The organism is Finegoldia magna ATCC 53516 (assembly GCF_000159695.1).
GTDB classification, from domain to species: domain Bacteria; phylum Bacillota; class Clostridia; order Tissierellales; family Peptoniphilaceae; genus Finegoldia; species Finegoldia magna_F.
The window spans coordinates 1186062-1203435 of sequence record NZ_CM000955.1 but is presented as its reverse complement, the minus strand read 5'-3'; the positions used below and the strand labels follow the sequence as shown (position 1 = coordinate 1203435).

Below are 17374 nucleotides of genomic sequence, written 5' to 3'. Positions count from 1 at the left end.
TTTTATTTTAAAGCTTTCTTCAAAGCTTCATTTTCTTCTTCGCTTAGTTTTTCGCTACATTTAGCGTTTGTTATGATTTTGATGTAGCTTGTAGATTGTTCTCTTCCGAAAATCGACGTGATTATAAGCCCGTTGTCGTTGGCATCCAACAAACATAGTGAATATGAGAGTTTGTTAGTCAAATATTCAAATGCGTCGTAGTTTACGAGGCCGATTTTTTGAAGCGATATTGCTTGTAAAGTTTCCACAGACTCCAATGTTTTGGACAATTCTTCGATTCTTTTTTGATTTGCCACGATATCTGTAGAATTTTGATTCAAAATATCTTCAATGTCGCCATCTTGCGCTCTGAAAAGCGCATCGTATCTCCTTTTGACCCTGTTGACTTTCTTGTTGACGATGTTGATTTTACGGAAATTTATCACGGAAACTAATACCACAAACACCATAAGAATTATTATGATCACGTTCATAGCACTAGATTGCCCCATCTTTGTCTCCTCTGTTGATTTCCTTCAACGCTTCAATCGCTTTGTCCACTTCTTCTTCAGTGTTGAAATGGCCAAATGAGAACCTCACAGCACCGATGTCTTGTGTGTGAATTGTCTTGTGTGCAAGTGGCGCACAGTGAATTCCAGCTCTCGTTGCGATATCGTATTTGTCATCTAGGATGTATGCCAACTGACTCGACCCGATTCCTTCAACATTTACAGGCACAACTGGTCCTTGGTGTTCATCCAAACTGCCATATAATATTATACCCTTTTCATCTTTCAAACCATTTATAAATCTATCTTTAAGTTTATTTTCGTGGACTCTAATGTTTTTCAAACCCTCTTGTTTGATGAAATCTACACCGGCTGAAAGCGCATAGATTGCAGGTCCGTTGATAGTTCCAGCTTCTAATCTGTCAGGATATTCGTCAGGTTGTTCCAAATCTTGTGAGTGAGATCCAGTTCCACCTTGTTTCAAACTTTTAACATCAATTCCTTCTTTAATATACATAGCGCCCGTTCCCATTGGCCCAAACAATGATTTGTGTCCAGGGAAACACAACACATCTATCGGCATATTTTTCATGTCAAAATCCAAATACCCCATCGCTTGTGCAGCATCGACGATGTATAAGATATCGTGATCGTGCATGATTTCGCCGATTTTACAGAAATCAACGATAGTTCCAGTCAAGTTACTCATAGCAGTTGTCACGCAAACTCTGGTCTTGTCAGTTATTGCTTCTTCAACCTTTTTGACATCCAAAATCCCGCGTTCATCAGCGTACACAACCGTCAAATCGATAAAGCCGTCTTCTTGCATTTTGTGAAGAGGTCTGAGAACGGAGTTGTGTTCCAAAGATGTCGTGATAACGTGGTCGCCTTTTTTTACAAGTCCTTTGATTGCCATGTTCAAGCTATCTGTACAGTTCAATGTGAAAATCAAATTAAGAGGATTCGTTCCGCCGACAAATTCCGCGATATTCATTCTAGAATTAAAAATCGCCCTATCCATTTTAAGTGACAATTTATGTCCACTTCTTCCTGGATTTGCGGCAAATTCTCTCATTGCTTCGTCAAGTTTTTCGTAAACTATCTCAGGTTTCGGAAAACTCGTCGCAGCATTATCGAAATAAGTCATTATACCTCACCTATTTTCTTGTATGAAACTTCTTCAATTTCCCTCAATAAAACTTCTGATTTGTCTTCTAATGCTGTGATTTCGTCAGCTACTTTCTTGCTATCTCCAAGTTGTTTCATGTTGATTTTGGCGTTCAACATTACTGATTTCATACTAGAATGTAATAAATATGCACTTGCAAGAAGGTCTGTTATTGCATATTTATCGATATATTTTGCAATTTGTTTTACAAGTTCCATTGCTTCCATCATAATTCTAGCAGAAGACATTGGAGATTCTGTAGCGATGATGTATCCATCAGCTATCATTTTCTTTCTGTATGCTTTTTCTTCGTCAGTTTCCTTTGGTAATTTGTATGCTTGAAGAACAGAGTCAAAGCTTTTAGTATCTTCAACCATTTTTCCCTTTAATTCTTCGATAATTTCTGTAAGTCTGTCTACATGAGATCTGATTTCTTGTTGAGTTTTTTCGTCTAATGCTTTGAAAGACTTCTTATCCTCAGTTAGATAGAAACTCATGTTTCCGATTCCTACTCCTAATAGCGCAGTCAACGCGCTGATAGAACCTCCACCTGGAAGTTCCTTTGAGTTTACATTTTTAATAAATTCTTCTAAAGTTTGATCCATAAACATCATAGCTCTAATATCTCCATAATCCTTTCTAAATCTTCATTTGATAGATATTCTATCTCTATACTTCCGCCTTTTCTTTTTGGCTTAATTCTAACCTTGGTAGAGAATTTCTCCAAAAACCTATTTTGCAAATCCAACAAAAACGGGTCTGTTTCCTTGGATACTTTTTCTATTTCTCTGACATTTGTTTTCTTGGATAGTAGCTTGTCCAACAAAGCTTTTCTCTTTTTCATATCGTCAATAGCAAGTAAACTTCTAGCTTGTGATGATGTTATGTCGCCTTTTTTTAAATGTTCTAGTGACAACTCATCCAAGTTAAGTAGTCTCAAAGTGTTCGCTATATATGATCTTGATTTGGACAATTTGTCTGCCAATTCTTTTTGGGTTAAGTTGTAGTTTTCCATCAAGTTTTTGTAAGCTACGGCCTCTTCAACAGCGTTCAAATCCTCACGTTGAATGTTTTCTATAAGTGACACTTCTGCCACCTCACTATCTTCCATTTCCTTAACAATAGCAGGAATTTCAGACAAACCAGCCTCTAAACTCGCCAAAAACCTTCTTTCTCCGGCGATTATCTCGTATTTATCATCCTTTTTACGAACGATAATTGGAGAAATAACGCCGTATTCTTTGATAGAATTTGCTAACTCACGTATTTTGTCTTTTTCAAAATGTGTTCTTGGTTGATCTTCTCTTCTAATTATTTTCGATAATTCGATATTAACGATCGAATCAGAACTTGTCGTTTCTATAATATTTTGTGGTATTAAAGCATCTAAGCCTCTTCCTAATCCCTTTTTCCTAACCATTATAAAAATTCCTCCGCTAGTCTTGTGTAAGCAATAGATCCTTTGGAATTTTTGTCGTACGATAACGCACTCATTCCATAGCTTGGAGCTTCTGCTAATCTTATATTTCGCGGTATCATAGTCGTAAACACCTTGTCTTTGAAGTATTTCTTGACTTCTTCCACCACTTCCAAACTAAGATTATTTCTACCATCAAACATACTCATAACGATACCTTCAATCTCTAAGTTTTCGTTGAGCGAACTTCTCACCAAATTAATAGTGTTCATCAACTGGCTCACGCCCTCAAGCGCATAGAACTCACATTGGATAGGTATAAGAACGGAATCTGCCGCCACCAACGCATTAATAGACAACGTCCCCAAAGATGGAGGGCAATCTATAAAGCAAAAATCATATCCACTTACATTAGAAAGTATCTTAGATAACACCTTTTCTTTGCCATCAGTGTTTATAAGCTCCACCTCTACACCTGACAAATCAGACGTTGCTGGGATTATATCCACGTTTTTTTCTTCAGTTTTGATGATAAAATCTTCATCAAAATCGTCGTGAACCATCAAATCGTACATGCTTTTTTGAAGTTCAAACTTGTTGATTCCAAAGCCCGAAGTCGTGTTACCTTGCGGATCCAAATCCACTACAAGCACTTTTTTTCCTTTCAAACCAAGAGCTGCTGACAAATTAACGACAGTAGTAGTTTTACCTACTCCACCTTTTTGATTAAATACACATATTGTTTTCAAATTTACAGCTCCTTTCATATTTATTATAGCACAAATAAAGTTCTAATTTGATTTAAAATGTTTCACGTGAAACATTTTCTAAAATCATCAGTCTCAACTCTGCCAAAGCACGATTTGAAACTCTATTTCTGATTTTATTTCGTTCTCCGTGAAGCTGTAATTTCAGCGTTTTTATCTCATTTTTGTATCCCAACCCAACGTAAACAAGCCCAGCATTTTCTCCTGACGCGAAACCAGTCGTAGATATCGCACAGTCGACATGAAATTTTTCAAACATTCTCTCGATCATCTCAAACGCAACATTTTCACTCACAACTCCGTATTTGTCGATAGTATCAGGATTAACGCCAAGTAACTCAATCTTCGCCTCATCAGAGTACACCACCAATGACCTCTTTAAATAATCGCTAACACCAGACACATTCACAAGTTTAGATGCAATCATACCGCCCGTAATAGATTCTGACGTCATAATCGACAAATCATTCTCTTTTAACACCTTGTACATAGATTCTTCGATAGATTCATCATTTTCTCCGAAAACATACACGCCAAGTCTGTCTCTAAGTTCTTGTTTTTTCTTAGAAATCATGTCAAGAGCTGTTTGTCTGTCTGATGCTTTTGCAGTTATTCTTAGTATCCTCTTGTCTTTTTTGAAATATGGAGCAACTGTTGGATTGGTTGACGATTCAATGATGTCCTTGACCCTCTCATTCATGTCCCATTCTCCAAGAATAGATATGTTTAATGTTTCAGAAATAATACAGTCCGTCGCAAATTGCTCCAAGACTTGTTGAACTTGGTTTTCGTAAATAGGCTTCATCTCAGCTGGTGGTCCTGGTAAGAATAAAATTCTCTTGCCATTATTTTCAATCAACGCACAATCTGCAGTTCCATTGAAATTTTCAAAAACTATCGCATCTTCAGGAAACATACATTGTTTGATATTGCCTTGAATCGCTTTTTCATCTTCGTTAAAATACTTCCTCAATTTAGCATAGCTTTTTTCGTTCAGAACCATTTCCTTGCCAAGACAATCGCAGCAACATTTTTTTGTTATATCATCTTCAGTCGGTCCCAAACCACCCGTCGTGATAATCAAATCATTTTGTTTTAAACCATCTTCAATTTCCTTGTACAACCTGTCATAATTATCTCCAACCACAACCCTCTTGTACACATCAAACCCCAACTCTCTCATTTTGATAGAAAGGTAGTTAGAATTCGTATCCAAAGTGTCTCCTAGCAATAATTCCGTCCCAACGGCTATTATTTGAACTTTCATGTCTCCTCCATAGTGTTTTACCTATATTTCGTTTTACCCACCTTAAAACGCCTCTCAGAGCGTCGTTTTTCTTTCCATTTACAATTAAATTATATCACTAATGAAATTATCCTTAAAATGTTTCACGTGAAACATTTGTGGAATAAAAATAGAAAAACATTCTTCCCTCTCCCGTATCAATCAAAATCTCACGAGAAATATTTTTTTCCTGATCTTTTTTAAACTAGCCAAGCAAAAAAGTAGAATGCTTTTTCGCTAAGAATATCATACGTAATAAATTGTTGTGATTATACATCGAAGAACCACGTCAAAAATCCAACTGTTTGAGAGCTTTAGCTCGAGTTTTGGATTTTAGTGGTTCGAGATTAACAAATCACCAATTTATGGAGTCAGATATTCGTGCAAAAATGTTCTTCTATTTTTAGCAATTACTATAATATTGTCCCTCTTAATTGTCAATTCAGATTTCTGCTTATTATTGTGAAGTATTTTCCTCCCTCTCCCGTAGCAATCCAAATCCCACGAGAAATATTTTTTTCTTTTCCTCATAAATCTTGACAAACAAAAAGCAGATTACCGCGATTGACGGAAAATATCATCTGGAGAAAACAACCTCAAATTCAAGCGAAGTGAATCGTTAAGAAATTGCACTTTCTGAGCGTCAGCGAGTTTGCAATTTCAGATTCACAAGCTTAGAATTTGTTTGTTTTCGTAAGCTAGATATTTGAGTCAATTCGGTTTTCTGCTTATCATTGTGAAGTATTTTAAACTTAAATTTTCTTTGTTATAGTGGGTTTTTCTTTGGTTTGCCGCCACCACGTGGGTATTTCTTCGGAGTTTCTTTGATTTTCTTTATTATAACCAAGCTTCTGTCCTCGTCATCTATTTTGTAATCAATAGTTTGTTCTATTTTGCCACCGAGGATTTTGATTGCGTTCTCTCCTACGTCTGTTTCGTCGGATTTGCCCTTCATGGCTATCATGTATCCTCCGACTTTTACAAATGGTAAACAGAACTCAGCCAACGTATTAAGCTTTGACACTGCACGTGATATACAATAATCGTATCGTTCTCTGTATTCAGCAGTTCTCGTGCATTCTTCTGCTCTTTCGTGGACTGCTTTGATGTCTGTAAGTTGTAGTTCATCTATAACATCCCTTAAGAAATCAACTCTTTTTCTTAAACTGTCGAGCAATGTGAACTTCAAATCATTTCGTGCTATTTTTATTGGAATAGCTGGAAATCCTGCCCCAGTTCCCACGTCAATTATAGTTTTGTTTTCCTCAAAATCGAACAAATTCAACACATACAAGGAATCCACAAAATGTTTCACGTGAAACATTTCTTCTTCAGTGATTGCTGTCAAGTTCATTACTTTGTTCTTTTCCAACACCAAATCCATGTATTTTAACAGCAAATCTATTTGATTGTCATCCAATTGTATTTCATAATCGTTCAATGTTTCTTTTAATGACATTATTTCTTCCTCGTTTCCATATAAATCAATAAAACGTTGATGTCAGAAGGACTTACACCGCTAATTCGACTCGCTTGACCCAACGATTCTGGTTTGATGTCATTAAGTTTTTGTACAGCTTCATTGGAAAGGCCCATAACTTCCTTGTAATCTTCAATCATATATAGTTTTCTGTTTTCAAGCTTTTTAAATTGCTTGATTTGGCTCATTTGTTTTGCAATGTAGCCTTCGTATTTGATGTGAGTTTCCACTTGTAGTCTCAAATATCTAGGCAGTTCTGGTCTATTAACGTCAAATTCTTCTGTTTTATCGTATGTTAATTCTGGTCTTTTGATTAAATCCAACAAATTAATGCCTGTTTTAAGTTCTGATGATCCAAGTTTTCTCAATTTTTCGTTGGTTTCTTCTGTTGGAGTCACCATTATTGACTTCAATCTTTCGATTTCCTCGTCAATCGTCTTCTTCTTGTGAAGCATTTTCTCGTATCTTTCATCTGTTGCAAGACCTATCTCGTGAGCCCTTTCAGTAAGTCTCAAATCAGCATTATCTTGTCTCAAAGTCAAACGATACTCACATCTGCTAGTCATCATTCGGTATGGCTCGTTAGTTCCTTTGGTTACCAAATCATCTATCAATACGCCAATGTACGCGTCTGATCTATCCAATACAAATGGCTCTTTGCCAAGCAAATTCATAGCAGCATTGATTCCTGCGATAATTCCTTGACCGGCAGCTTCTTCATATCCACTGGATCCGTTGATTTGTCCTGCAAAGAACAAATTATTGATTTCCAAATGTTCCAAAGTTCTCTTTAATATAGTAGGATCAATACAATCATATTCGATTCCGTACGCACTTCTCATAAATCTCACGTTTTCGAAACCAATGATTGTCTTGTACATTTCTTTTTGCACCTCTTCTGGAAGAGTCGATGACACACCTTGAATGTACATTTCCTTCGTGCTCAAACCTTCAGGTTCCACAAATACTTGATGCTCGTCGCGGTCTGGAAATCTAACGATTTTGTCTTCAATCGAAGGACAATAACGTGGACCCACACCCTTTACAATTCCAGCATACATCGGAGATCTCTCCAAATTATCTTCAATAATTTGTTTTGTTTTATGTGTAGTGTAGGTCAAATAGCAGTTTTCTTGCTTCTTTGAAATATCCTTGCCGTCATTCAAAAACGAAAAAGGAATAACATCGTCATCACCAGGTTGCACAGTCATCACTTCGTAATTCAAACTATCCTTGTGAACTCTCGCAGGAGTTCCAGTCTTAAATCTTCTAAGTTCAATTCCCAAATTTTTCAAAGAATCTGATAATTTCTTAGATGATTTCATACCGTGAGGCCCTGATTCATAAGTGTATTCACCCATCATCACAAGTCCTTTAAGATATGTCCCAGTCGCAAGAATCACAGCCCTTGTTGGGAAAATCGCTCCCTGTGCAGTAGTTACGGATTTTATTTTGTTGTCTTCAACCCCAATATCCACGACTTCCGCTTCAATCAAATCCAAGTTTTCAGTGTTTTCCAACACGCTTTTCATCTCATCGTGGTATTTTCTCTTGTCCGCTTGAACCCTCAATGAGTGAACCGCAGGACCCTTGGAAGTGTTCAACATTCTCGATTGAATGTAAGTCTTGTCGATAACAAGCCCCATCTCGCCGCCTAATGCGTCAACTTCCTTCACTAAGTGACCCTTTCCAGTGCCACCAATGTTTGGATTACATGGCAAATCAGCCACAGAATCCAAACTTATACTCATAATCGCAGTCTTTAACCCCAATCTCGCCGTAGCTAACGCCGCCTCGCAACCAGCGTGACCCGCTCCTACAACCACGACATCGTAGGGATTTTCATAATATAATCTATCCATTTTATTTACCTATACAAAAATCGCTAAAAATCTTGTTCAACACATCATCATCCACAGTTTCTCCAGTGATTTCGCCAAGAATTTCCCAAGCATTTCTCAAATCAACCTCGAAACAATCGATAGGAACACCACATTCCATATCGTGAAGTGAACTCTCCAAAGATTTAATAGCTTTGTTAATAATATCTCTATGTCTAATGTTGGTGATAATATTGTCGTTATTAGCTTCAATATATCCGTCATTAAACATCTCTATAATCTTGTTTTCTAAATCCTCAATACCCTCGTTTTGCTTGATAGATATGCGAATAACCTCGATTCCTTCCAAATTTTCATCGAAATCAAATCCACCATCCAAATCAATCTTATTCAACAAAACAATCGACTTTTTATCTCGAATAAGATCCAAAATCTTCCTGTCCTCATCGTCAAACTCTCTCGAAGAATCGAAAATCGCAATAATCAAATCCGAATCAGAAATAAAAGACACAGATTTTTCGACACCGATTTTCTCCACGATATCCTCAGTATCTCTAATACCTGCAGTATCGTTAATCTTCAGACTTATCCCGTCCAAATCGATGTATTCTTCGATGACATCACGAGTAGTTCCTGGAATATCCGTAACGATAGCCCTGTTTTCCTTCAACAAAGCATTCAACAAAGAAGATTTGCCTACATTTGGCTTACCAATTATCGTAGTATTGATACCATCTCTGATAATTCTACCTCTGTTTGCACTCTCAGAAAGCTTTTTAAGCTTATCCAAAACTTCCTTGCCCTCGTTCAAAACAGGAGTGTTGTCCAATTCGTCCTGCATATCTTCAGTAAAATTAATAGAATACTCCACATGAGATAGCATATCCAACAATTGGTCTCTCAACTGTTTGATATTTCTGTTAACACTACCCTCCAACTGTTTCATACTCACAGAGTACGCCTTGTCAGTCTTCGCCTTAATCATATCGATAATCGCCTCAGCTTGAGACAAATCAATCCTACCGTTCAAGAAAGCCCTCTTAGTGAACTCACCTGCCTCAGCAAGTCTTGCACCATTATTTAACAGAACTTCCAACACCTTTCTCACAGCGACAACCCCACCGTGAGTGTAAATCTCCACGACATCCTCACGAGTGTAAGTGTGAGGAGCCTTCATATAACAAACCAAGACCTCATCGACGATCTCATTATCGTCAACAATGTGGCCATAAGTCATTTTTCTATTTATTAAATCAGCATTATCATTAGCCCTTTTGAACACAGAATCAAGCACATCCACGCAACCCTCTCCAGTCATTCGAACAATGCCAATTCCCGCTTCACCAGTAGCAGAGCTAATAGCTGCAATACAATCGTCCATATTTAGTCTATCCTTTCATTCTTTATAGTAATATTATATTATATCATACAAAAAGATTACAAATAAATAAGAGCCTACAACTTCACTATATTGAAGTCATAAGCCCGTTATTTACCTCATATCTATAACTTTATCGTATTTTTTTAAAGTTTCGTCACCGTATTGATGAATTACTTCTATTACTGTATTTTTTGAAGAGAATATAATATCATCTATTATTTCTCTATTTTTCTTATCCAAATTAGACTTTATTTCATCTGCTAAAATTAATTTTCTGTCGTGATACATTGCTCTTGCAATTTCTACCCTTTGTCTTTCTCCTCCTGACAAACTATCATTGGATAAAACTTTGGATTTAAGATGATTTATCTGTAACTTATCAATTATTCCATTTAATTTTTCTAAATTAATATCATTATCTCCTAAAGTAATGTTATCTTCTAAATTAAGATTAAAAACATAACTTTCTTGTGATATAAAGCTAGTAAAACTCCTGATCTCAGCGGTTGATAATTCCTTTTTATTAAACATAATACTTCCTTTAGATGCTGTTAAATTATTAAATATTAAATTCAATAATGTACTTTTACCACAACCACTTTCTCCTATAATTGCGACCTTGTCACCCTTTTCTATCTTAAAATTAAAATCTTTAATAATATCTTTATCATCATACGAAAAACTCAAATTATCAAAAGTAATTGGAAAAACTTCATCATTAAGATTTATTTCTACATTATCAATATCTTGATAAATGTAGTCGTACTTTTTTAAGAGATACTTTGATGATGAACGTGTATTATTAAAATATGCAAGTTCTTGGAACTGATATCCTATATTATAACTAACTAAGTAAACACTGATGAATACGCTTGACGATATTTTACCATTAAAACTCAAATACCCTCCAAGAATAAGAGGAATCATAGAGCATACTATATCAACCAAATTAATCACAATGTTGTTTTTTGTTCGTATAATTTCATATCCCTTATAAGTATCCACATCCTGCTTTAAATATTTGTGATACAAATTAATGAAAAAGTCGGATACATTGTAAATTTTGATGATGCTTCTTCCATTTTTGATGTCTTGTAATTTATTCATAAAAGCATCATCAGCTTTTGATAATTCTTCAGATTTATTATCTAATCTATTACTCCCGTAATTACTCATAAGCGCTGGAATACTGTAGAATACTATAAAAAGCATCCCCAAAAGGAAATTTCTTGTTAGTGCATAAATGATGGAAACACTTGTAAAACCAATCGACGATATAATAATTACCGTTGGTTCAATGTAGTTGTTTTCAATTTGACTTGAATCCTTTTCTATACTGCTGACAATATCATTATCGATATGATTTTCACTTTTTAAAAAATGATTGAACACTTTTAACTTAAAAGATTCTCTAAAATCAGCTATTACATACGAATAGTAAAGTCTCTTTCCACTATCACCTATCAGCATTATAATTCCACACAAAATCCCAAACACAAGTGCTTTCATCAAAAATACTGTGTCTTTATTCTCAAATGATTTTATAATCAATGATACTATTACAGGATTCACCAAAGCCTCTGTCCATGTGAGAACTATCGCAACAAAATATAAAATAAGATTTTTCTTCTTAACATTGTTTTTTATCATATTACCCTCTGAAATTTATATAACATTCTTAAAACTTGTACTTGACTAATAATATTTGATTATATTTAGCCTATTTTCTTCAAATAATTTTCGTTAACGATTTCAGAGATTATTTTTTTCTCTAAAATCTATTTATATATTGTCATGATAATCACCACTTTCCTTTTTTTAGGATAAATCATAAAAAATTTGTTGTCAACTTTATTTCTTGTCATCCCACAAAAAAAGACCACATACCTAAGATATGTAGTCTTGTAATTTATTTTCTTTTAATAATAACTCTTCTATTAGGCTCATTGCCTTGAGAGAATGTATTCACTTTTTCATCGTTTTGAAGATAAGTGTGAATGATTCTTCTTTCGTATGGATTCATAGGTTCAAGCTTGATATCTCTTCCTGTTTGAACAGCCTTATCAGCTAATCTTCTAGCTAATTTTTGAAGAGATCTCTCTCTTTTTGATCTGTATTGGTTGCAATCCAAAATAACTCTTATATAAGTGTCTGCATTTCTATTAGTAACCAAGTTTACGATATATTGAAGAGAATCTAATGTTTCTCCCCTTTTTCCTATGATAATTCCGATATCAGATTCTTCTGAACACATAATATTGAACTTAATCATATTTCCTTCAGTTCTAGATTCGATATCGCAATCAATTCCCATATCTTCAATCATTTGTTTCAAGAAATTCTTGCTTGTGATGAAAAGTTCGTCGTTTCTATCAATAGTAACATCAGGTTCAGTATCTTGTTCTTCTTCAGTTTCTTCAGATTTTACAGCTTCTTCAGCTTCTACTGGTTCTACTGGTTTTTCTGGTTTTTCTGGTTTTACTGGTTTTTCTACGATTTCTTCCTTATCATCTTTTGTAGGTTCTGTTTTAACTTCTTCTACAATTTTCTTATCTTCTATAACTTTAGTATCTTCTTTTTGTTCTGTTTCAACTGAGTTAGAGTCAGAGTTTAGGATATTCTTCACAAAATCGCCTGTTCCCTTTTCTTTAACATCGTCTTTTAATGACACTCTAACGACAGCGTCCTTTGCTCCAAACAAGCCCAAAAAACCTTGTTTAGCTTCATTTATAACTTCGATGTTAACTTCGTTTCGATTAGCTTGAAGCTTATCCAAAGCTTTATTGACACATTCTTCAACAGTCTTCGCACTAACTACTGTGCTTCTCATCTAACTTCCTCCGCAACATCTTTTTTGTCTTTATTCTTAATTATTAACCTTATTATAACTTCTAAAACGTTAGAAAATCCCCAATAAAGAATCAAACCTGAAGCGTATTTGCTTGAAATGAAGAACATAAATATAGGCATGAAATAAATCATTGATTTGTTCATCATTTCCATTTGATCAGGTTCATTTGATTTCTTATCCTTGTTATTAGTAGGCATACTGATCTTTGCTACTAAAAATTGAGTGAACGCATTTATTAAAGGTAATCCAAATAATACTGGGTCTGGTTTAGTCAAATCAGGTATCCAGAAGAAATTACGAGCAATCTCGTTAATCTTAGCCACATTATCAAACATGTATTTGCCTGGTTCTCTCATTACTCTAAATAATGCCAAAACCAAAACCATTTGTAAGATAATTGGCAAACAACCACTTAAAGGATTGAAATTATACTTCTTGTATAATTCTTGCATCTTTAATTGTTGAGTTTGTGGGTCGTTCTTGTATTTTCTTTGAATTTCCTTAATTTCCGGTTGCATCAAAGCATTTTGTTCTTGAGTTTTTTGCGTATGAATAGTTACCGGAAGAGTTATAAGCTTATAAATAAGTGTTAATAAAAGAATTGATATCGCAAAATACGATATACTTTTAGGTTCAGCCATCACATGTGAGATGTTTTCATATATGAACCTAAGAATAGTTCCAAATACATTTGCAATTATTTGCAATTCTACAACTCCTTTTTATTTTAGTGGGTCATATCCGCCTTTTGAAAATGGATTACATCTTAAAATTCGCCAAATAGTAAGCACTAACGCCTTGAAAAACGGCTTTTTTCTGAAAGCCTCCAACGCATATTGTGAACAAGTTGGATAGTATTTACACTTTCCATGCCCCAAATACGGCGATATAGCTTTTTGGTAAAATTTGATTAAAAATATCATCACTTTCGACATTTTTTATTCGATGCCTTTCTACAAACGTGCAATAATGCAGATTCTAGCTGTTTGTAAGTTAAGTCTTCAGTGTTTTTCTTCGGGATAATAACCATATCCAAGCCCTTGTCAAACTCAGAGAAATTAAGCCTTACAATCTCTCTCAGTTTCCTCTTGATTCTGTTTCTTTCAACGGCATTGCCGTACTTTTTAGTAACAGAGAATCCGATTCGAGTTCCTTTTTTTGAATTGTATACTACCAAAGAGAAGTTTCTATTATAATAAGTCTTTCCCCTCTTGTAGACAACATTGTATTCCCTGTTATCTCTTAACCTTACACTTTTATCCATAATAAATTAAAGGCCACAATGAATGTGACCTAAGCTGATAATACTTTTCTACCTTTTCTTCTTCTAGCCTTTAAAACAGCTCTTCCACCTCTAGTAGCCATTCTATTTCTAAATCCGTGGTCTTTTTTTCTTTTTCTGTTATTTGGTTGATAAGTTCTTTTCATCAATCGCACCTCCTAGTATAAAATATAAGGACTTTTGCCTATAAAAACACTACTCCAATTATACTTATGACAATAACAATTGTCAAGCTTTTTTGTTGACAAATACCAATTAATCGCCAAAAATAATTTAATTATTACATATCAAAAATATTTGATGTATTGCGTAAAAAATGATATAATTGATATATCAAAAATATTTGATGTGAGGTAGTAAAATGAACAACAAACAAATAGCAGACACATTTAAAGCATTGAGCGATGAAAAAAGAATAGATATTTTACAATTGTTGCAAAATGGAGAACAATGCGCATGTGTACTTTTAGAAAAACTGAACTTAACACAATCAGGATTGTCTTATCATATGAAGATACTTACAAATTCAAAAATAATAGAATCTAGACAAGAAGGAAAATGGACATACTATAAAATTTCAGAAAAACAATGTCACAATCTAGCAAATCTATTAATAGACATCACGAAGTTATAAGATTTTAAAGAAAGGATAAATAAATGAACAAACAATACACAGACGAAGAAATAAGACAACAAGTAACAAATTTCTACGATAACATAGCAGTAGGTAAGACGAGCACAGAAGTAAATTCAATAGACTTATACAAATCCTTAGGTTACGATCCTAAATTACTAGAAAAAATCCCTGAAGAAGTATCATCAGGACTATCTTGTGGAAATCCACTTGATAACCTAGTATTAAAAGACACCGACACACTACTAGATTTGGGGTGTGGAATGGGATTAGATGTCTTCATGGCAAGAATAACATATCCTAATTCCAATACAATTTATGGAATGGATAGGCTAGAGTCCATGATAAAAAAAGCTAGTAAAGTACGAGATAAAAAAGGATTCAAAAATATTGAATTTGTCCAAGGAGAACTTATCGACATGCCATTTGAAGATAACTCCATCGACAAAATCATAAGTAACTGTGTAATAAACCTTGAGCCTAACAAACAAAAAGTCTACGAAGAAATCCATCGAATCCTCAAACCAAATGGAATGTTCATAATCAGTGACATCACACTGAAAAAACAACTAAACGATGATATCTTATCATTAGACAACATTTACGGATCCTGAGTTGGGGGAGCTCTTCTGGAAGAAGATGTAAAAGAAATCATTAAAAAAGCAGGATTTACAAATTTCTTTGCAAAAAGTGAGGAAGTCACAGATCCGTATGCCAAAAAATTGGGATATGGACTGAAAATAAAAGAATTTATCCAAGAAACTATGTTCATAGGAAATAAATAATTAACGAACACCAACATTTTCAAATAAGAATGTTGGTGTTTTTTTATAAAATTTCCACAAAACAGTAAAAATTGTGGATAACTTTTATCCACAATTCATTCTAAATTTAAAATATTAAACTCCTTTTGGGGATAAGTTATCGCAAACTCAAAACCATTTATCAAAATTTTCAATAAATTTGTAATAAAAGATATGATTTGCTATAATTAAAGTATCAAAAAGTATGAAAAGTACGCATTTATTAACAAATTGTGGATAAGTTGTGGATACTATGTGAATTCTTGTTTTAAAACTACACGAATTTGCTGTATATTCTAATTTAATATCCACAATTATTTTTCTATAAATTGATGTGGATAAGTTGTGCGAATGTGAATAAATTATATATTTTTTTTGTTTAAATTGGAAAATAGCTATTTATTTAATGTGGATAACTCATCATTTTGTGGATAAATATGTTGATAAGTAAAAAAACGAGGTGAAAAATGACCGACAAAGATGAACTCTGGTTAAAAATATCTAACACATTTAAACAGGAAATGTCTGATTTGAACTTCAACACATGGATTGCTCCATTAAAACCTCTTTATTTAACAAATACTGAATTTATTTTGCTTTCTCCAAATAGATTTACCAAAAAAACAATCTATAACAAATACTACGACGATATCCAAAAATACTTGGATTTCATCAGTAATGTCAAGAGAAAAGTAGTCATCATAGACCGTTATGAAATGGATAATTACAAAGACGAAAATATAATTCAAAACCAAAACATAGATGGTCAACGATCCATTCTAGTAAGTGAAGAAGTATCAGAAGATGAAAAATACACTGTAGAAGATAAAAAACCTGAAACAAAACTACCAGAAGAAAAAACTGATTTAAGCCCTTACGGCAAGAATTTAATCAGCAAATACAAATTCGATACATTTGTAAAAGGAAAAAACAACGAACTAGCATTAGCCGCAGCACTTGCAGTCGCACAAAACCCAGCCACAGCATACAATCCATTGTTTATTCATGGAAAAGCAGGATTGGGTAAGACTCACTTGATGCATGCCATTGCTCATGAAATACTTAAAAATAACCCAAAAGCTAGGGTTATTTACACTACTAGTGAATCATTTACAAACGAACTTATCTCTTCAATAGGAGATAAATCTACGAAAAAGAATTCACAATTTAGACAAAAATACCGAAATATAGACGTACTATTAATTGACGATATTCAATTTATAGCAGGAAAACAAGGTACACAAGAGGAGTTTTTCCACACATTCAACGAATTGTACAACCACAACAAGCAAATCATACTTTCCAGTGATAGACCTCCAAAGGAGATAAAAACATTGGAAGAGAGGTTGGTGTCTCGTTTTGAGTGGGGATTAATGGCAGACATTCAACCACCAGATTACGAAACACGTGTGGCTATTATAAACGAGTATTTAGATAGAAATAATACATCACTTACCCCAGAAATAATCGATTATATTGCTATGAATGTCAAAAGCAATATACGTGAGTTGGAAGGGGCAGTAATGAATGTCGTAGGTCAAAAGACTCTGATAGGAGATGGCAACATCACATTAGATTTGGCAAAAAATGTTCTAAAACAACTTATCGCAGACACTCAATTAAGACCTGTAACTATAGATTTAATCATTGAGAGTGTGTGTGATAGGTACAATGTAAGTCAAGATGATTTGCTTTCAAAAAAGAGATCCAAACAAATCGCATATCCAAGGCAAATAGCAATGTATGTGTCCAGAAAATTGTTGGATATTTCTTTGGTTAGTATTGCTTCAAGTTTTGGCAAAGATCACTCAACAGTAATGCATGGAATCAAGAAAATTGAGAATGATATCAAAAAAAGTTCAGAATTTGATGAAGAAATTGATAACCTAATCAACTACATTCAAAATTCTTAATTTATTAAACTTTATGATTGTGGATAAGTTTATTTTAGAGTTTTCTATCCACAATTTAATATTA

General features: G+C 34.1%; 18 protein-coding genes. 3 read left to right on the top strand and 15 right to left on the bottom strand.

Annotated elements, in window-relative coordinates:
• Positions 1-2: 2 nt before the first annotated feature.
• The 15 genes from HMPREF0391_RS05610 to rpmH all read right to left on the bottom strand — a co-directional run bounded on the left by HMPREF0391_RS05610 (position 3) and on the right by rpmH (position 14106).
• Positions 3-491: a DUF4446 family protein gene (locus HMPREF0391_RS05610; protein WP_002835964.1), complete on the bottom strand. Its 489-nt coding sequence runs from the start codon at positions 489-491 to the stop codon at positions 3-5.
• Positions 478-1635 carry an aminotransferase class V-fold PLP-dependent enzyme gene (locus HMPREF0391_RS05605; protein ID WP_002835962.1) on the bottom strand — a complete coding sequence of 386 codons (1158 nt, stop codon included), beginning with the start codon at positions 1633-1635 and terminating at the stop codon, positions 478-480. Before HMPREF0391_RS05605 ends, HMPREF0391_RS05610 begins: the two co-directional genes overlap by 14 nt.
• Positions 1635-2270 (bottom strand): cyclodeaminase/cyclohydrolase family protein, encoded by a 636-nt coding sequence (locus tag HMPREF0391_RS05600; protein ID WP_002835961.1) that lies wholly within the window; start codon positions 2268-2270, stop codon positions 1635-1637. Before HMPREF0391_RS05600 ends, HMPREF0391_RS05605 begins: the two co-directional genes overlap by 1 nt.
• The gene (locus tag HMPREF0391_RS05595; RefSeq protein ID WP_002835960.1) at positions 2267-3076 is read right to left on the bottom strand and encodes a ParB/RepB/Spo0J family partition protein; all 810 of its coding nucleotides are present in this window, start codon (positions 3074-3076) and stop codon (positions 2267-2269) included. The genes HMPREF0391_RS05600 and HMPREF0391_RS05595 overlap by 4 nt, the downstream gene beginning before the upstream one ends.
• Positions 3076-3822: a ParA family protein gene (locus HMPREF0391_RS05590; protein ID WP_035109386.1), complete on the bottom strand. Its 747-nt coding sequence runs from the start codon at positions 3820-3822 to the stop codon at positions 3076-3078. Before HMPREF0391_RS05590 ends, HMPREF0391_RS05595 begins: the two co-directional genes overlap by 1 nt.
• 52 nt (positions 3823-3874) lie before the next feature.
• Positions 3875-5107, bottom strand: a complete 1233-nt coding sequence (locus tag HMPREF0391_RS05585) for a competence/damage-inducible protein A (RefSeq protein WP_002835957.1) — start codon at positions 5105-5107, stop codon at positions 3875-3877.
• Between the two features lie 784 nt (positions 5108-5891).
• Positions 5892-6584 (bottom strand): 16S rRNA (guanine(527)-N(7))-methyltransferase RsmG, encoded by a 693-nt coding sequence (gene rsmG / locus HMPREF0391_RS05580; protein WP_002835956.1) that lies wholly within the window; start codon positions 6582-6584, stop codon positions 5892-5894.
• Entirely contained in the window at positions 6584-8467 is a 1884-nt protein-coding gene (gene mnmG, locus HMPREF0391_RS05575) for a tRNA uridine-5-carboxymethylaminomethyl(34) synthesis enzyme MnmG (RefSeq protein WP_002835955.1), read from the bottom strand. The genes rsmG and mnmG overlap by 1 nt, the downstream gene beginning before the upstream one ends.
• A 1-nt stretch (position 8468) precedes the next feature.
• Positions 8469-9827 (bottom strand): tRNA uridine-5-carboxymethylaminomethyl(34) synthesis GTPase MnmE, encoded by a 1359-nt coding sequence (gene mnmE, locus HMPREF0391_RS05570; protein ID WP_002835954.1) that lies wholly within the window; start codon positions 9825-9827, stop codon positions 8469-8471.
• Positions 9828-9938: 111 nt separating this feature from the next.
• Positions 9939-11477: an ABC transporter ATP-binding protein gene (locus HMPREF0391_RS05565; RefSeq protein ID WP_002835953.1), complete on the bottom strand. Its 1539-nt coding sequence runs from the start codon at positions 11475-11477 to the stop codon at positions 9939-9941.
• Positions 11478-11736: 259 nt separating this feature from the next.
• Positions 11737-12657 carry an RNA-binding cell elongation regulator Jag/EloR gene (gene jag, locus HMPREF0391_RS05560; protein WP_002835952.1) on the bottom strand — a complete coding sequence of 307 codons (921 nt, stop codon included), beginning with the start codon at positions 12655-12657 and terminating at the stop codon, positions 11737-11739.
• Positions 12654-13385: a YidC/Oxa1 family membrane protein insertase gene (locus HMPREF0391_RS05555; protein WP_035109382.1), complete on the bottom strand. Its 732-nt coding sequence runs from the start codon at positions 13383-13385 to the stop codon at positions 12654-12656. Before HMPREF0391_RS05555 ends, jag begins: the two co-directional genes overlap by 4 nt.
• Before the next feature lie 15 nt (positions 13386-13400).
• Positions 13401-13613 (bottom strand): membrane protein insertion efficiency factor YidD, encoded by a 213-nt coding sequence (gene yidD / locus HMPREF0391_RS09345; RefSeq protein WP_080545256.1) that lies wholly within the window; start codon positions 13611-13613, stop codon positions 13401-13403.
• Positions 13601-13942 carry a ribonuclease P protein component gene (gene rnpA / locus HMPREF0391_RS05550; protein ID WP_002835949.1) on the bottom strand — a complete coding sequence of 114 codons (342 nt, stop codon included), beginning with the start codon at positions 13940-13942 and terminating at the stop codon, positions 13601-13603. The genes yidD and rnpA overlap by 13 nt, the downstream gene beginning before the upstream one ends.
• A gap of 29 nt (positions 13943-13971) precedes the next feature.
• Positions 13972-14106 carry a 50S ribosomal protein L34 gene (gene rpmH, locus HMPREF0391_RS05545; protein WP_002835948.1) on the bottom strand — a complete coding sequence of 45 codons (135 nt, stop codon included), beginning with the start codon at positions 14104-14106 and terminating at the stop codon, positions 13972-13974.
• A 215-nt stretch (positions 14107-14321) separates the two neighbouring features.
• Between rpmH and HMPREF0391_RS05540 the strand changes: the two genes are divergently transcribed.
• The 3 genes from HMPREF0391_RS05540 to dnaA all read left to right on the top strand — a co-directional run bounded on the left by HMPREF0391_RS05540 (position 14322) and on the right by dnaA (position 17310).
• A complete protein-coding gene (locus HMPREF0391_RS05540; RefSeq protein ID WP_002835946.1) occupies positions 14322-14594 on the top strand; it encodes an ArsR/SmtB family transcription factor in 273 nt (90 codons plus the stop codon).
• Positions 14595-14617: 23 nt separating this feature from the next.
• A complete protein-coding gene (locus HMPREF0391_RS05535) occupies positions 14618-15208 on the top strand; it encodes a methyltransferase domain-containing protein (RefSeq protein WP_002835944.1) in 591 nt (196 codons plus the stop codon).
• A 656-nt stretch (positions 15209-15864) separates the two neighbouring features.
• Positions 15865-17310, top strand: coding sequence for a chromosomal replication initiator protein DnaA (gene dnaA, locus HMPREF0391_RS05530; RefSeq protein WP_002835943.1), 1446 nt, complete (start codon positions 15865-15867; stop codon positions 17308-17310).
• The last annotated feature ends 64 nt before the right edge of the window (positions 17311-17374 follow it).

Excerpts from the sequence above, each read along its gene's own strand:
- HMPREF0391_RS05605 (WP_002835962.1), bottom strand. The coding sequence starts at position 1,635 with ATGACTTATTTCGATAATGCTGCGACGAGTTTTCCGAAACCTGAGATA.
- HMPREF0391_RS05585 (WP_002835957.1), bottom strand. The coding sequence starts at position 5,107 with ATGAAAGTTCAAATAATAGCCGTTGGGACGGAATTATTGCTAGGAGAC.
- jag (WP_002835952.1), bottom strand. The coding sequence starts at position 12,657 with ATGAGAAGCACAGTAGTTAGTGCGAAGACTGTTGAAGAATGTGTCAAT.
- rsmG (WP_002835956.1), bottom strand. The coding sequence starts at position 6,584 with ATGTCATTAAAAGAAACATTGAACGATTATGAAATACAATTGGATGAC.
- rpmH (WP_002835948.1), bottom strand. The coding sequence starts at position 14,106 with ATGAAAAGAACTTATCAACCAAATAACAGAAAAAGAAAAAAAGACCAC.
- HMPREF0391_RS05610 (WP_002835964.1), bottom strand. The coding sequence starts at position 491 with ATGGGGCAATCTAGTGCTATGAACGTGATCATAATAATTCTTATGGTG.
- HMPREF0391_RS05565 (WP_002835953.1), bottom strand. The coding sequence starts at position 11,477 with ATGATAAAAAACAATGTTAAGAAGAAAAATCTTATTTTATATTTTGTT.
- HMPREF0391_RS05540 (WP_002835946.1), top strand. The coding sequence starts at position 14,322 with ATGAACAACAAACAAATAGCAGACACATTTAAAGCATTGAGCGATGAA.
- HMPREF0391_RS05535 (WP_002835944.1), top strand. The coding sequence starts at position 14,618 with ATGAACAAACAATACACAGACGAAGAAATAAGACAACAAGTAACAAAT.
- rnpA (WP_002835949.1), bottom strand. The coding sequence starts at position 13,942 with ATGGATAAAAGTGTAAGGTTAAGAGATAACAGGGAATACAATGTTGTC.
- mnmG (WP_002835955.1), bottom strand. The coding sequence starts at position 8,467 with ATGGATAGATTATATTATGAAAATCCCTACGATGTCGTGGTTGTAGGA.
- HMPREF0391_RS05595 (WP_002835960.1), bottom strand. The coding sequence starts at position 3,076 with ATGGTTAGGAAAAAGGGATTAGGAAGAGGCTTAGATGCTTTAATACCA.
- mnmE (WP_002835954.1), bottom strand. The coding sequence starts at position 9,827 with ATGGACGATTGTATTGCAGCTATTAGCTCTGCTACTGGTGAAGCGGGA.
- dnaA (WP_002835943.1), top strand. The coding sequence starts at position 15,865 with ATGACCGACAAAGATGAACTCTGGTTAAAAATATCTAACACATTTAAA.
- yidD (WP_080545256.1), bottom strand. The coding sequence starts at position 13,613 with ATGTCGAAAGTGATGATATTTTTAATCAAATTTTACCAAAAAGCTATA.
- HMPREF0391_RS05600 (WP_002835961.1), bottom strand. The coding sequence starts at position 2,270 with ATGATGTTTATGGATCAAACTTTAGAAGAATTTATTAAAAATGTAAAC.